Here is a 13,186-nt window from a genome sequence, read left to right as displayed (position 1 = left end):
CCGGGACGGGCCGGCCGTCCTCAGTGCCGTGGCGGGAGGGCGCGGGAGATGGCGCGGGCGCTGGTGCGGACGAGATGGGCGAGCGCCTGGGTCGAGGCGCTGCCGTGGTGGACGACCAGCGACACGGCCGCCACGACCTGCCCGTCGAGGTCGTGGATCGGGGCGGCGACGGACAGGGCGTCCATGGTGACCTGGCGGTCGCTGACGGCGTAGCCGCGGGCGCGGGTGTCGGCCAGGGCCGCGCGGATCTGGCGGGCGGTGGTGAGCGTGCGCTCGGTGTAGCGCTCGACGGGGCGGGCCAGGACCTGCTCCTGCACGTCGGCGGGGGCGTGGGCGAGCAGGACCAGGCCGACGCCGGTGGCCGTGAGCGCGAAGCGGCCACCGACCCTGGTGAGCACCGGCACCGCGCCGCTGCCCGCGATCCGTTCGACGAACACCACCTCGGCGCCCTCGCGCACGGCCAGCTGCACGTTCTCGCGGGTCACCTGCGACAGGTCCTCCAGGTACGGCAGCGCGGCCTCGCGCAGGCCCAGCCCGCGCGGGGCGAGCGAGCCGATCTCCCACAGGCGCAGGCCGATGTGGTAGCAGCCCGCCGGGCCGCGTTCCAGCGCGCCCCAGGCCACGAGCTCGGCCACCAGCCGGTGCACCGTGGACACCGGCAGCCCGGAGTGCCGGGCCAGGTCGCTGAGCGTCAGCGACCGCCGGTCGGGGGTGAACGCGCCGAGGACCTGCAGCGCCCGCGCCACGACCGGCCCGGTCCGCGCGGCTGCTGACGGCATCGACGGCATCGACGGCTCCCGGCTTCTCGTTCAGAGTTCGAGGACCAGCTTGGGGCAGGCGGCGCGGGAGACGCAGACGAACATCACGTCGTTCGCCGCCCGCTCCTCGGGGGTGAGCAGCGAGTCGCGGTGGTCCACGACGCCGTCGAGGACGGGCGTCTCGCAGGTGCCGCAGGTGCCCTCCCGGCACGAGGTCAGGACGGGCACGCCCGCCTCCTCCACGACCTGCAGGATCGACCGGTCCGGCGGCACCGTCAGGGTGAGGCCGGAGACGGCCAGCTCGACCTCGAACGCGCCGGCCACGACCGGCTCGCCCGCCTCCTTCGGGGTGAAGCGTTCGACGTGCAGCGGCCGGTCGGCGCACCGCGCCTCGACGGCCTCCAGGAGCGGGGCCGGGCCGCAGCAGTAGACCAGGGTGTCCAGGGGCTCCTCGGCCAGGAGGGCGTCGAGGTCGAGCAGGCCGTGCTCGTCCTGCGGCCACAGCAGCACGCGGTCGCCGTGGGCGGCGCGCAGCTCGTCGGCGAACGCCATCGACGTCGCCGTGCGGCCGCCGTAGGCCAGCCGCCACCGGGCGCCTCCGACGGCGGCGATCATGGGGAGGATGGGGGTGATCCCGATCCCTCCGGCGATGAACAGGTAGCGGGCGGCGGGGTGGAGCGGGAAGTTGTTGCGGGGGCCGCGGGCCAGGACCGTGGCGCCGGGGCGCAGCTCGTCGTGCACGTAGGCCGAGCCGCCCCGGCCGGCGGGCTCGCGCAGCACGGCGATCCGCCACGCCGTCCGGTCGGCGGGGTCGCCGCACAGCGAGTACTGGCGGACGAGGTCGCCGCCGCCGAGCACCAGGTCGATGTGCGCGCCCGGCGACCAGCCGGGCAGCTCCCCGCCGGCCGGATCGCGCAGTTCGAGCGTGACGACTCCCTCGGCCACCTGCTCACGCGCGTGCACGACGACCTTGCGCTCGGCCGCGCCGCCATCGGCACGCCCCGCCGCTCCCGCCGCTCCCGCCGTGCCCGCTATGCCCTCCCGGCTGGTCATCGGGCCGGTCATCGGGCCGGTCATCGGGCCGTCCCCGCGGGGACCGCCCGCTCCGGGCCCGCGCCGGCCGGGGGCGGGCCCGGGTCCGGCTCGGGGAAGTGGCCGGCCGGGTGGGCGAGAAGCCACTCCCACACCTCGACCGGCCCCTGGGCGTCGCGGACGGCGCCGCAGTGGCACCGGCCCCGCAACACGTCGCTGCCGGGCAGCCACACCACCCGGAGCACCCCACGCCCGGTGAGCATGCCCGCCGGCTCCATCCCCGCCGACCCCGTGCTCGCCGACCCCGTGCCCGTCGGGCCCGTGCCCGTCGGGCCCGTGCTCGCCGGCTCCATGCCTGCCAAGTCCATGCCTGCCGAGTCCATGCCCGTCACACCCGGCTGCCGACGCCTTGCCCGGCGAGCCGGGCCAGCATGCGCCGCGCCGCCAGCCCGCCGGTGTCGATGTTGATCGACAGCTCCTGGTAGCCCTCCGGCTCGGTGGCGATCACCCGCTCCAGCACGTCCAGCGCGGCCACGTCCTGAAGCACCACGGTCCGGTTGTTGTCGGCGAGGAAGTCCGACACGCCCTGGTCGTCCAGGGCGAAGTCCCGCGCCACGGCCCAGAAGTCGTGCGTGGTGTGCTCCGTCTCGGGCGTGATCGCGTACACGACCTCGACGTGGAAGGCGTCCGGGTCGGTGCCGTCGGCGTTCGGCAGCACCCCCAGCGGCGCGATCCGCGAGTGCAGCTTGTACAGGCACGGCGGGGTGTACTCGATGTCCTGCCAGCGCATGATCCGCCCGCTCAGCCCGGTGGACTTGGCGTAGAACGGCGGGCACTCGGCGTCGTCCATGTGGCGGCTGACGTAGACGATCCCGGCCTCCTCGTCCACCTCGGTGGTGATCGGGGTGGCGGCGACCTCGGGCGTGCCGATGTAGCCGCCGTGCAGGTACGTCTCGTGCGACAGGTCGAGCAGGTTGTCCACCAGCAGCCCGAATCTCGCCTTCAGCGGCTCCATCCCGGACACGGTGGTGTAGTCGGGCGAGACCAGCCAGGGCGCCCGCGGGATGCGGGTGGCGTCGCTCCTGGCCGGGTCGCCGATCCAGACCCAGACGAACGAGTCCTGCTCGACGACGGGGTAGCTCTTCAGCCGGGCGGTGCGCGGCACCCGGGCCTGGCCGGGGACGGCCACGCAGCCGCCGTCGGCGCCGTAGGTGAAGCCGTGGTAGCCGCACACCACCTGGTCGTCGACCAGCCGGCTGGGCGGCTCCGACAGCGGGAACCTGCGGTGCACGCAGCGGTCCGACACGGCGGTGACGGTTCCGGCGCGGGTCCGCCAGAACAGGATGGACTCGCCGCAGATGGTGCGGCTGAACAGCTCCTGGCCGATCTCGCGGCCGTAGGCGGCGACGTACCACTGGTCGCGGGGGATGCTTGACATGGGCGGCTCCTTCACCGGGGTGGAACGATGGTGACCTGGGTCACGGCGACCGCGGAACGGCGGTTTCCGGATGCCGGAAAACGAATGCCTCCGGGGTCCGGCTCAGGGCGCGGTGGCGGCCTCGGAGGCGACCGGCTCGGCGAGGTCGCCGCGGCTGGTCTCCTTGAGCGCGAGCGTGCAGACCACGGCCAGCAGGCACGTGGCGGCGATGACGGCCGAGATGACCAGGGTCCCGCCGCCGCCGCTGGACGCCTGGATCTGGGCGAACACCACGGGGGCGAGCCCGGCGCCGAGCCCGGCCAGCTGGTAGCCGAGCGACGCGCCGGTGTAGCGGGTACGGGTGCTGAACAGCTCGGTGTAGAGCGCGGCCAGCGGGCCGTACATCATCGGGTGCACGACGGCCTGGCCGAGGACGAGCGCGGCGGTGAGCAGCGCGGCGTTGCCCGTGTTCACCAGCGGGAACAGCGCGAACGCGAACACCGCCATGACCAGCGCGCCGATCACGACGACCGGCCGCCGCCCGATCCGGTCCGACAGCGCCGACCAGCCGAGGATGCCGAACACGGCCAGCGCCGACGACAGCGTCAGCCCGTTCAGCACGGTCTGCCGCTCGAAGCCGGCCGCCACGCCGTACGCGATGAGGAACGTGGTGAGCGTGCCCTGCGCCACGAACGCCGCCAGCCCCACGCCGACCCCGAGCAGCAGCGTCCTGGGCTGGCCGCGCAGCACGTCCAGCAGCGGGGCCCGGGAGGGGCGCTCCTTGACGGCGGCGCTGAACACCGGGGTCTCCTCCACCCGCGTCCTGACGAACAGGCCGATGGCGAGCAGCACGATGCTGATCAGGAACGGCACCCGCCACCCCCAGGCCAGGAACGCCTCGTTGCCGACGAGGGCGACGGTGCCGCTCAGCGCGCCCGTGGACAGCACCATGCCGAACGGCGCGCCGGCGTTGGTGAAGCTGGCCCACAGGCCGCGGCGGGCGGTGGCGTGCTCGGCGGACATCAGCACCGCGCCGCCCCACTCGCCGCCGACCGCGACGCCCTGCACGACCCTCAGCAGGACCAGCGCGACGGGGGCGAGCACCCCGGCCTGCGCGTACGTGGGCAGCAGCCCGATGAGGAAGCTGGCCACGCCCATCAGCACCATGGTCAGCACCAGCATGCGCTTGCGCCCCAGCCGGTCGCCGAAGTGGCCGAACACGATGCCGCCGATGGGCCTGGACAGGTAGCCGGTGGCGAAGGTGCCCAGGCTGGCCACCGTGGCGACCAGCGGGTCGAGGTTGGAGAAGAAGACCTTGTTGAACACGACGGCCGAGGCCGTGGCGTACAGGAGGAAGTCGTAGTACTCGATGACGCTGCCGAGGAAGCTGGAGGCGACCGCGCGGCGCAGCTGGACGGGATCGGACATGAGTGGGGGGCTCCTCACCTCGTGGAAGGGGCTCCGGTGTAATGCCGGTGGACCTACGTTGGGCATACTTTCGACCTAAGTCAATACTTTGCCCGACTTATCTGTTCGGTCTACGCTCATCCCTGTGAAGGACGAGGACGAGCAGCACGACCGGCCTTCGGCGCGCCCCCAGTCGCTGATGTTCAGCTTTCTCGGCATCTACGTGCTGGGGCGCGACACCGCCGTCTACTCGGGCAGCGTCATCGACGTCTTCGCCCGCCTCGGCGTCTCGGAGGAGGCGGTGCGCTCGACGCTCACCCGCATGGTCAAACGCAACCTGCTGGCCAGGCACCGCCAGGGCAAGAAGGTCTACTTCGGGCTCACGCCGCACGCCACGGAGGTCCTCGACAACGGGCGAAGGCACGTCTGGGAGAGGGGCGCGGTCAACCGCGACTGGGACGGCACCTGGACGATCGTCGGCTTCTCCCTGCCGGGCAGCGAGCGCAGCACCCGCCACGACCTGCGTTCCCAGCTCATCTGGGCCGGTTTCGGGCTGCTGCAGGGCGGGCTGTGGATCGCGCCGGGGGCCAAGGACGTGGAGGCGATGCTGGCCCCGCTGGGCCTGGGCGACAACGTCACCGTGCTGCAGGCGCGGGCGTACAAGCCGACGGAGTCGGCCGACCTGGTGCGCAAGGCGTTCGACACCGACCAGATCGCCGAGCGCTACCGGGCCTTCCTCGGCCGCTGGGACACCGCGCGCCCGCTGCCGTCGGCCGTGGACGACCTGGCCAGGCAGCTGTTCCTGCACACCGACTGGCTGCAGCTCGTCCGCCAGGACCCCCGCCTGCCCGCCGAGCACCTGCCGGCCGACTGGCCGGGCATCCGCGCCGAGACCGTGTTCCACACCCTCGCCCGCCGCTACGAGCCCAGCGCCGCGGCGCTGGCCACGTCCGTGCTCGACGAGATCCCCGTGCGCCCGTGACGGCGCCGCGCCCGCCGGTCAGCCGGCCGGGGCCGGTCAGCCGAGGTCGGGGTGGGGGACGTAGCGGTCGGGGCGGACGAGGTCGAGGGCGGCGTCGTCGGCCATGAACGTGTCCATGTCCCCGATCCGCCAGCCGGCGCCCAGCAGCACCGGCACCAGGGGGTGCGTGCCCGGGACGGCGAGGCGGGCCTGCGGGGCGCCGTCGACGGCCCGGACGGCGCCCCGGACGGCGGCCAGGGCGCCGAGCACGGCCCGCGCGCAGCCGTCCGGGCTGTCGCCGCCCGCCGGGCCGATCAGGACCTCCCGGCCGAGGCGGCGGGCGAACGCGTAACCGGCCTCTCCGCCGGCCTCTCCGCCGGCCTCCCATCCGGCTTCCCCGCCGGTCCCCGCGGTGACGGTGACGTGGACGGTGACGCCGGGCAGGGCGGCGTACCAGGCGAGCGTGCCGGGGCGGGCGCCGCCGGCGGCGCGGGCGTCGGCGGCGGCGACCTCCCGCGCCCCGGCCGCCCGGACCCGCGACCCGGCGGGCAGGCCGGCGGTGGGGCCGCTCAGGTAGAGCAGCGGCGTCCAGGGGCGCAGCCCGCGCCGGACGTACAGGGCCATCGCCCGGGGGTCGGAGGAGGCGAAGGTGACCTTCGGCCCGTCCCCGGCCAGCAGCCGTTCCAGCAGGGCGCGGCCCGTGCCGGAGGACTGGCGCTCGGGCAGCACGAACAGGTCGCCCAGGTGGGTGAGGGCCCCGCGCCGCAGCGTCCCGCCGAACCCGGCCGCCCCGCCCCCCGCCCCGCCCCCCTCCCCGTCGTCCTCGCCGGAGACCAGCAGGGCGCCGAACGCGCGCTCGGCGTCCAGGAAGTCGGTCTCCGCGGGCCAGCCGGTCAGCAGGTCGAAGCGGCGGGCGATCCGCCGGACGGCGGGCATGTCGTCGTCGGTCGCGGCGCGTACGGCCAAGGTCGTGCTCCCGTGCGGACGTGCGGCCTCGGCGGCCGGCTCATTCATGGGTGGCGGGCTCGTCGTCGCGGACCTGGGCGGCGGTGATGGCGACGGTGGTGACGATGTCGGCGACGGTCGCGCCCCGCGACAGGTCGTTGACCGGTTTGCGGAGGTTCTGCAGCACCGGCCCGACCGCGACCGCGCCGGCGCTGCGCTGCACCGCCTTGTAGAGGTTGTTGCCGGTGTTGAGGTCGGGCACCACGAACACCGTGGCGCGGCCGGCCACCTCGCTGCCGGGCATCTTGGCGCGGGCCACGGCGGGGTCGATCGCGGCGTCGTACTGGATGGGGCCCTCCACCGGCAGGTCGGGGTGGCGGCGGCGTACCAGCTCGGTGGCCTGGCGCACCTTGTCGACGTCCGCGCCCGCGCCGGAGGCGCCCGTCGAGTACGACAACATCGCCACGCGCGGCTCCACCCCGAACGACGCCGCCGTGCGGGCCGAGGAGATCGCGATGTCGGCGAGCTGGGCGGCGTCCGGGTCGGGGTTGACCGCGCAGTCGCCGTAGACCAGCACCCGGTCGGCCAGGCACATGAAGAACACGCTGGAGACCAGCCCGAGGCGCAGCAGCTCGAACGCCGGCCGGATGGTGTGCGCCGTGGTGTGCGCGGCCCCCGACACCATGCCGTCGGCCAGCCCCTGCTGCACCATGAGCGTGCCGAAGTAGGACACGTCGGTGACGGTGTCGCGGGCCAGCTCGACGGTGATGCCCTTGTGGGCGCGCAGCCGGGCGTACTCGCGGGCGAACCGCTCGCGCAGCTCGGGGTCGAACGGGCTGAGCACGGCGGCGCCGTCGAGGTCCACGCCGAGCCGGGCGGCCTGGGCGGCGATGCGCTCGCGGTCGCCGAGCAGGGTCAGCTCGGCCACGCCGCGGCGCAGCAGCACCTCGGCGGCGCGCAGGACGCGCGGCTCCTCGCCCTCGGGCAGCACGATGCGCCGGCGGCGCGCCCGCGCCCGGTCCAGCAGCTCGTACTCGAACATCAGCGGCGTGACGACGTCGGTCCTGGCGATGGACAGCCGCCGCAGCAGCTCCTGGCCGTCGACGTGCTCGGCGAACAGCCGCAGCGCCGTGTCGATCTTCGCCGCGGCCTCGGGGGTGAAGCGGCCTTCCACCGCCGACAGGCGGGTGGCGGTGTCGAAGGTGTCGTGGTCGGTGGCGATCACCGGCACGGGGATGGTCATGCCGCGCAGCAGGCGCTCGACGGGGGCGGGCAGTTCCATCCCGCCGGTCATGATCACCGCGGACAGGGCGGGGAAGCCGGGGGCGCTGTGCGCGGCGATCAAGCCGGGCAGCAGCGCGGCCGCCCGGTCGGAGGGGATGATCAGCGCAGTGCCCTCGGTGTAGCGGTCGAGGATGCCGGGCAGCGACATCGCGCCCACCATCAGGCCGCCGGCCTCGCGGCCGAGCCCGTCGCGCTCGCCCAGGTAGAAACGGCCGTCGCAGGCCTGCATCAGGTCGGCGACGGTGGGGGCGCGCAGGGAGGGCGTCTCCGGCAGCACGTACACCGGCGTGGGATGCCCCTCCCCGGCCGCCCCGATTGCCCCAAGCGTCCCGGTCCCCGCCCCGGCCCCCGCGCCGGTTGCGGTCCCGTCTCCGATCCCGTCTCCGATCCCGTCCCCGGTTCCGGCGCGGGTGACGACCACGGCCAGCTCGCGGGCGTGGTGGTGGGCGAGCTGCCGGGACGACACCTCCACGGCGGCGGCGATCTCGGCGGCGGTGCGGCCGCGGCCGCTGACCACGTTGAGGACGGGAGTGCCCAGGTCGGCGGCCAGGCGGGCGTTGAACTCGAACTCGGTGGGCGCGCCGACGTCGGTGTAGTCGGTGCCGATGACCACCACGGCGCCGCAGCGGCCGGCCAGCTCGCGGTAGCGGGCCACGATGTCGCCGGCGGCGCGGTCGGCGTCGGCGTGCACCTCGTCGTAGGTGACGCCGGCGCAGGCGTCGTAGGGCAGGGCGAGCTGGAAGCGGCTGCGGACGGTGTTGATCAGGTTGTCCTCGCGGCCCGCGCGCACCACGGGCCGGAACACCCCCACGGTCTCCACCTGCCGGGACAGCAGCTCCACCATGCCGAGGGCGACGGTGCCCTTGTTGCTCTCCGCCTCACTGGCCGCGACGTACACCGCACGTGTCATATGCCCCATTGTGTCCGCCGCCGACGGCGGGCCGCGACGCGGGCCAGACTCGTACCCACGGGGAGTGCGATCGACCGGAAGGTGGTGAACGATGGCCGACGTGTTCGCGCGGTGCCGGATGCCCGACACCTACGATCTCGTCCGCGATCTCGGTGTCTACCCTTACTACCGGGCCGTGCGGGAGCGGCCGGGCGGGGGAGAGGTCGTCATCGACGGCCGGGTGCTCGTGCAGGCCGGCTCCAACGACTATCTGGGCCTGTCGGGTGACGAGCGGGTCAAGCGGGCCGCGACGGCGGCGGTCCGGCGGCTGGGCACCGGCAGCGGCGGCTCGCGCCTGAGCAACGGCTCGCTGGCCCTGCACGAGGAACTGGAGGAGCGGCTGGCGGCCTTCCTGCGGCGGCCGGCGGTCATGGTGACCAGCGCGGGCTACCTGGCCAACCTGTCGCTGGCCGCGCTGATGGCGCCGGGCGACGCGGTGCTCGGCGACCGGCTGGTGCACGCCTGCCTGATCGACGCGGCCCGCCTGGGCGGCGTGCGGCTGCGCCGCTACCGCCACAACGACCTGGAGCACCTGGAGCGGCTGCTGGAGGCCACCGCGCCGGACGCGGGCCGGCTGATCATCACCGAGGGCATGTTCTCCACCTCCGGCGCGCTGTGCGACCTGCCCGGGCTGGCCAAGCTCGCCCGCGCGTACGGGGCCCGCGTCGTCATGGACAGCGCCCACGACGCCGGGCTGCTGGGCGAGGACGGGCGGGGCGCGGCCGAGCACCACGGCCTGGAGGACGCGGTGGACGTGCAGACCCTGACCTTCTCCAAGGCGCTGGGCACCATCGGCGGCGCGGTGGCCGGGCCGCGCGAGGTCATCGCCTACCTGCGGCACTACGCGCGGCCGATGGTGTTCACCGCGGCGCTGTCGCCGCCCTGCGCGGCGGCCGCGCTGGCCGCCCTGGAGATCGTCGCGGCCGAGCCGGAGCGCCGCGCCCGGGTGCGGGCGGCCGCGGCCCGGGTCGGCGGGGAGCTGGCCGCGCTGGGGTACGCCGTCGTCCCGTCGGACCGGCCGGTCGTCGCGGTGCCGGTCGGCGACGACCTGCTGTGCTTCCGGTTGTGGCGGGAGCTGTTCGACGAGGGGGTGTTCACCACCGCGATGATCGCGCCGGGGGTGCCGGCGGGGCAGGCGCTCATCCGGGTCAGCCTCACCGCCGCCCATACCGGGCGGCAGCTCGACCGGATCGGCGCGGCCTTCGCCGTGGCCGGGCGCCGGCTGGGCCTGCTACCCGATTCCCGCCGATTACCGTGATTTCTGGTGAAATGTGGGTTACGACGGGCGCGTCCTGTTCCTCCCGGCTGCCGGACCCGTCAAGCTAGGGCCGTTCCCCATCCCCCTGGGAGGATGTCCCATGCTCAGGCGTACGGCATTGTTCGGCAAGAAGACCCGCATCACCTTCGCGCTGCCCGCCCACCAGCCCGACGGCGTCGTCAGCGTCGTCGGCGACTTCAACGGCTGGTCACCCGGCCGGCACGAGCTGCGCGCGCGCCGCGACGGCACGCGTACGGTGTCGGTGATCCTGCCGCCCGGCACGCACCGCTTCCGCTACCTGGCCACCGGCGGGCTCTGGTTCGACGACGAGGCGGCCGACCAGATCGACCAGCACGGCAGCCTGCTCCGCCTCTGAACGCCCGCCCGCCCCCCGGGCGGAGGCCGCCGATATCCCGTGGCGGGCGGCCGGGCCCGCGATCTAGGGTGTCCGGGCATGGCAGATGAGCAGTTCGAGGACCCCCGGCTGGCGTCCGTCTACGACCCGCTCGATCCCGACCGTTCCGACCTGGACCTCTATGCGGCGATCGCCGCCGAGCTGGGCGCGCGCGGCGTGCTGGACGTCGGGTGCGGCACCGGCACGTTCGCGCTGCTGCTGGCCGGGCGCGGCCTGGAGGTGACCGGGCTGGACCCGGCCGCGGCGTCGCTGGCGGTGGCCCGCGCCAAGCCCGGCGCCGACCGGGTGCGCTGGATCCACGGCGACGCCCGCGCCCTGCCGGGGGCGGCGCCGCCGGTGCGCGCGGACCTGGCGACCATGACGGGCAACGTCGCCCAGGCCATCACCGAGCCGGACGACTGGCGGACGACGCTGCGCGAGGTGCGGCAGGCGCTGCGGCCGGGCGGGCACCTGGTGTTCGAGACCCGGGTGCCGGCCCGGCGGGCGTGGCTGGAGTGGAACCGCGCCGACTCCTACCAGGCGACCGACGTCGAAGGGGTGGGCCGGGTGGAGCAGTGGTACGACCTGCTCGACGTCCAGGGGCCGCTGGTGACCTTCCGCGGGACGTGGGTCTTCGCCCGCGACGGGGCGGTGCTGACGTCGGACTCGACGCTGCGTTTCCGCGAGCGCGAGGAGGTCGAGGCGGACCTGGCCGCGCACGGGTACGTCGTGCGTGAGGTCCGCGACGCGCCGGACCGGCCCGGCAGGGAGCACGTGTTCCTGGCCCTCCGTCCCTGACCCGCGTCCTCCGTCCCTGACCTGCACCCTCCGTCCCTGACCTGCACCCTCCGTCCCTGACCTGCACCCTCCGTCCCTGACCCGCGTCCTCCGCTCCGGCCTCCCGCCGCCCCCGACCTTGCGCTCCCCGCCTCCGGTCTCCCACCACCGTCCCTGACACGCCCGCCCTCTGCCTGTCCTCCGGCGCCGTCCCCGACCCGCGTCCCCTCACCCCCCGGGACACCGGCCCCCTTGCGCCCGGCCCGCGCCTGCCCGCACAGTGGCGTTGACCGTACCGACCGGCCGGGTGGCCGGACCGGGCCTGCCTGCGGGAGGGCACATGACGGTGACGCGGCTGCGCGACATTCCCGGCATCGGCGTGGACGCCGTCGGCGACGCGGCCGACGCCGCGGACGACCCGGAGTTCCTGCGGCTGGAGAACCTCGACACCGACCTGCGTCCGCCCGCCGTCGCCCTGACGGCCACGCGCGCGGCCGTCGACGACGACGCGGCCAACAGCTACCTGCCCTTCCAGGGCCGCCGCAGCCTGCGCGAGGCCGCCGCCGCGCACGTCGGGCGCCTGGCCGGGCGCCGCTACGACGCCGCCACCGAGTGCGTCAGCGTGGCCGGCGGGCTCAACGGCATCCTCAACACGCTGCTGGCGACCGTCGAGCCCGGCCAGGAGGTCGTGCTGTGCGACCCCATCTACGCCGGTCTGGTCAACCGGGTCCGGCTGGCGGGCGGCGTGCCCCGTTTCGTCCCCGCGCGGCCCGCCCCGGACGGCTGGAGCGTCGATCCCGACCGGCTGGCCGCCGCCGTCGGGCCGGGCACGGCGGCGGTCCTGATGATGAGCCCGGCGATGCCGACCGGCCTCGTCCTGGACGAGCGGCACTGGTCGGCGCTGGCCGCCGCCTGCGAGCGCCACGACGCCTGGCTGATCTACGACGCGGCCATGGAACGCATCCGCTTCGACGGCCGCCCGCCCAGCCATCCGGCCGCCCACGAGGGCCTGGCCCGGCGCACCATCACGGTCGGCTCGGCCTCCAAGGAGCTGCGGCTCATCGGCTGGCGCGTCGGCTGGGTGGTCGGCCCCGCGCCCGTCCTCGCCGACATCCGCCTGGTCGGCCTGACCAACGTCGTCTGCCAGGTCGGCCTGGCCCAGGAGGCCGTGGCCGCCGCGCTGGCCGCGCCCGACGCCGAGGCCGACGTCGCGGCCGCCACCGCCGTGTGGCGGCGGCGCTGCGAGGAGGTGCTGCGCCGGCTGGCCGCCTACCCGCTCGTCCGGCCGCACGGCGGCTGGTCGCTCCTGCTGGACGCCCGGCCCCTGGGGCTGACCGGGGCCGAGCTGTCGCGGCGCCTGTTCGACCGGGCGAAGGTCGCCGCCACCCCGATGGACGGCTGGGGGCCCAGCGGCGGGCACTACCTGCGGCTGGTGTTCGCCAACGAACCCGTCGAACGCCTGGCCACCCTCGGCGACCGCTTCGCCCTGGCCCTGGGCTGAGCGGCCGGCGCTCGCCCGGCTACGCTCGTACCACCCGCGTGGCGCCTCCTCCACCGACGGCCTCCGCGTCGGCGCCCTCCGCGTCGGCCTCCCACGCGCAGCAGCCGGCGGGGCTCTCGGTCGCGGCGATGACCGCGTCGAGGCGGTCACGGGTACGGGTCAGCCCGGAGATCTGCGCGTCGATGCGATCGCGCTCGGCCAGCAGCCGCGCCCGGGACTGCGGAGTGCTGGCCTTGGCCTCGACGCAGGGCAGCAACTCGGCGATGGTCCTGCTGGACAGGCCGGCCGCGTAGAGCATCTGGATCAGGTGAACCCGCTCGAGCGCCGAGTCGGGATAGTGGCGCTGCCCGGACCCGCTGCGGCCCGCCTTCAGCAGCCCCTGCTCCTCGTAGTAGCGCAGGGCCCGCACGCTGACGCCGGACCGCGCCGCCAACTCGCCGATACGCATCGTGACCTCCATCACCACGCTAGCCTCTGACGTCAACGTCAGGTTTCAGCGTAGG

13 protein-coding genes are annotated in these 13,186 nt (G+C 75.0%); 5 read left to right on the top strand and 8 right to left on the bottom strand.

Features of this window, described 5'->3' with window-relative positions; translation table 11 throughout:
- Positions 1–20: 20 nt before the first annotated feature.
- The 5 genes from AB0H75_RS19965 to AB0H75_RS19945 form a co-directional block, all read right to left on the bottom strand.
- A complete protein-coding gene (locus tag AB0H75_RS19965; protein ID WP_367798068.1) occupies positions 21–788 on the bottom strand; it encodes an IclR family transcriptional regulator in 768 nt (255 codons plus the stop codon).
- Positions 789–809: 21 nt separating this feature from the next.
- The gene (locus AB0H75_RS19960; RefSeq protein WP_367798066.1) at positions 810–1,835 is read right to left on the bottom strand and encodes a 2Fe-2S iron-sulfur cluster-binding protein; all 1,026 of its coding nucleotides are present in this window, start codon (positions 1,833–1,835) and stop codon (positions 810–812) included.
- Positions 1,832–2,158 (bottom strand): hypothetical protein, encoded by a 327-nt coding sequence (locus tag AB0H75_RS19955; protein WP_367798064.1) that lies wholly within the window; start codon positions 2,156–2,158, stop codon positions 1,832–1,834. The genes AB0H75_RS19960 and AB0H75_RS19955 overlap by 4 nt, the downstream gene beginning before the upstream one ends.
- A 20-nt stretch (positions 2,159–2,178) precedes the next feature.
- Positions 2,179–3,228 (bottom strand): Rieske 2Fe-2S domain-containing protein, encoded by a 1,050-nt coding sequence (locus AB0H75_RS19950; RefSeq protein ID WP_367798062.1) that lies wholly within the window; start codon positions 3,226–3,228, stop codon positions 2,179–2,181.
- A gap of 102 nt (positions 3,229–3,330) precedes the next feature.
- Entirely contained in the window at positions 3,331–4,635 is a 1,305-nt protein-coding gene (locus AB0H75_RS19945) for an MFS transporter (protein WP_367798060.1), read from the bottom strand.
- A 124-nt stretch (positions 4,636–4,759) separates the two neighbouring features.
- On the opposite strand from AB0H75_RS19945, the gene AB0H75_RS19940 reads away from it, so the two are divergent.
- Positions 4,760–5,596, top strand: a complete 837-nt coding sequence (locus AB0H75_RS19940; protein ID WP_367798058.1) for a PaaX family transcriptional regulator C-terminal domain-containing protein — start codon at positions 4,760–4,762, stop codon at positions 5,594–5,596.
- Positions 5,597–5,632: 36 nt separating this feature from the next.
- Here the strand turns inward: AB0H75_RS19940 and AB0H75_RS19935 are convergent, their stop codons facing one another.
- Together AB0H75_RS19935 and pta are read right to left on the bottom strand one after the other, a co-directional pair.
- Complete coding sequence (locus AB0H75_RS19935; protein ID WP_367798056.1) at positions 5,633–6,541, bottom strand: hypothetical protein; 909 nt, start codon at positions 6,539–6,541, stop codon at positions 5,633–5,635.
- Between the two features lie 40 nt (positions 6,542–6,581).
- Positions 6,582–8,714: a phosphate acetyltransferase gene (pta, locus tag AB0H75_RS19930; RefSeq protein ID WP_367798054.1), complete on the bottom strand. Its 2,133-nt coding sequence runs from the start codon at positions 8,712–8,714 to the stop codon at positions 6,582–6,584.
- Between the two features lie 91 nt (positions 8,715–8,805).
- Between pta and AB0H75_RS19925 the strand changes: the two genes are divergently transcribed.
- The 4 genes from AB0H75_RS19925 (at position 8,806) to AB0H75_RS19910 (ending at position 12,683) form a co-directional block, all read left to right on the top strand.
- Positions 8,806–10,011, top strand: a complete 1,206-nt coding sequence (locus AB0H75_RS19925) for an aminotransferase class I/II-fold pyridoxal phosphate-dependent enzyme (protein ID WP_367798052.1) — start codon at positions 8,806–8,808, stop codon at positions 10,009–10,011.
- A 100-nt stretch (positions 10,012–10,111) separates the two neighbouring features.
- Positions 10,112–10,387, top strand: a complete 276-nt coding sequence (locus AB0H75_RS19920) for an isoamylase early set domain-containing protein (RefSeq protein ID WP_367798050.1) — start codon at positions 10,112–10,114, stop codon at positions 10,385–10,387.
- 78 nt (positions 10,388–10,465) lie between these two features.
- Positions 10,466–11,203 (top strand): class I SAM-dependent methyltransferase, encoded by a 738-nt coding sequence (locus tag AB0H75_RS19915; RefSeq protein WP_367798048.1) that lies wholly within the window; start codon positions 10,466–10,468, stop codon positions 11,201–11,203.
- Positions 11,204–11,522: 319 nt separating this feature from the next.
- Positions 11,523–12,683, top strand: a complete 1,161-nt coding sequence (locus AB0H75_RS19910) for a pyridoxal phosphate-dependent aminotransferase (RefSeq protein WP_367798046.1) — start codon at positions 11,523–11,525, stop codon at positions 12,681–12,683.
- Between the two features lie 19 nt (positions 12,684–12,702).
- On the opposite strand, the gene AB0H75_RS19905 is transcribed toward AB0H75_RS19910, so the two are convergent.
- Complete coding sequence (locus tag AB0H75_RS19905) at positions 12,703–13,131, bottom strand: MerR family transcriptional regulator (protein WP_367798044.1); 429 nt, start codon at positions 13,129–13,131, stop codon at positions 12,703–12,705.
- Positions 13,132–13,186: the final 55 nt, after the last annotated feature.

It is taken from the genome of Nonomuraea sp. NPDC050783, from assembly GCF_040802095.1.
Classification (GTDB): domain Bacteria; phylum Actinomycetota; class Actinomycetes; order Streptosporangiales; family Streptosporangiaceae; genus Nonomuraea.
Note: the sequence above shows the minus strand (reverse complement) of the source record. Positions and strands in the feature narration are given on the sequence as shown.

Coding starts and splice junctions, on each gene's coding strand:
- AB0H75_RS19945 (WP_367798060.1), bottom strand. CDS start 4,635: ATGTCCGATCCCGTCCAGCTGCGCCGCGCGGTCGCCTCCAGCTTCCTC.
- AB0H75_RS19925 (WP_367798052.1), top strand. CDS start 8,806: ATGGCCGACGTGTTCGCGCGGTGCCGGATGCCCGACACCTACGATCTC.
- AB0H75_RS19955 (WP_367798064.1), bottom strand. CDS start 2,158: ATGGACTTGGCAGGCATGGAGCCGGCGAGCACGGGCCCGACGGGCACG.
- AB0H75_RS19905 (WP_367798044.1), bottom strand. CDS start 13,131: ATGCGTATCGGCGAGTTGGCGGCGCGGTCCGGCGTCAGCGTGCGGGCC.
- AB0H75_RS19910 (WP_367798046.1), top strand. CDS start 11,523: ATGACGGTGACGCGGCTGCGCGACATTCCCGGCATCGGCGTGGACGCC.
- AB0H75_RS19950 (WP_367798062.1), bottom strand. CDS start 3,228: ATGTCAAGCATCCCCCGCGACCAGTGGTACGTCGCCGCCTACGGCCGC.
- AB0H75_RS19915 (WP_367798048.1), top strand. CDS start 10,466: ATGGCAGATGAGCAGTTCGAGGACCCCCGGCTGGCGTCCGTCTACGAC.
- pta (WP_367798054.1), bottom strand. CDS start 8,714: ATGACACGTGCGGTGTACGTCGCGGCCAGTGAGGCGGAGAGCAACAAG.
- AB0H75_RS19920 (WP_367798050.1), top strand. CDS start 10,112: ATGCTCAGGCGTACGGCATTGTTCGGCAAGAAGACCCGCATCACCTTC.
- AB0H75_RS19965 (WP_367798068.1), bottom strand. CDS start 788: ATGCCGTCGATGCCGTCAGCAGCCGCGCGGACCGGGCCGGTCGTGGCG.
- AB0H75_RS19960 (WP_367798066.1), bottom strand. CDS start 1,835: ATGACCGGCCCGATGACCGGCCCGATGACCAGCCGGGAGGGCATAGCG.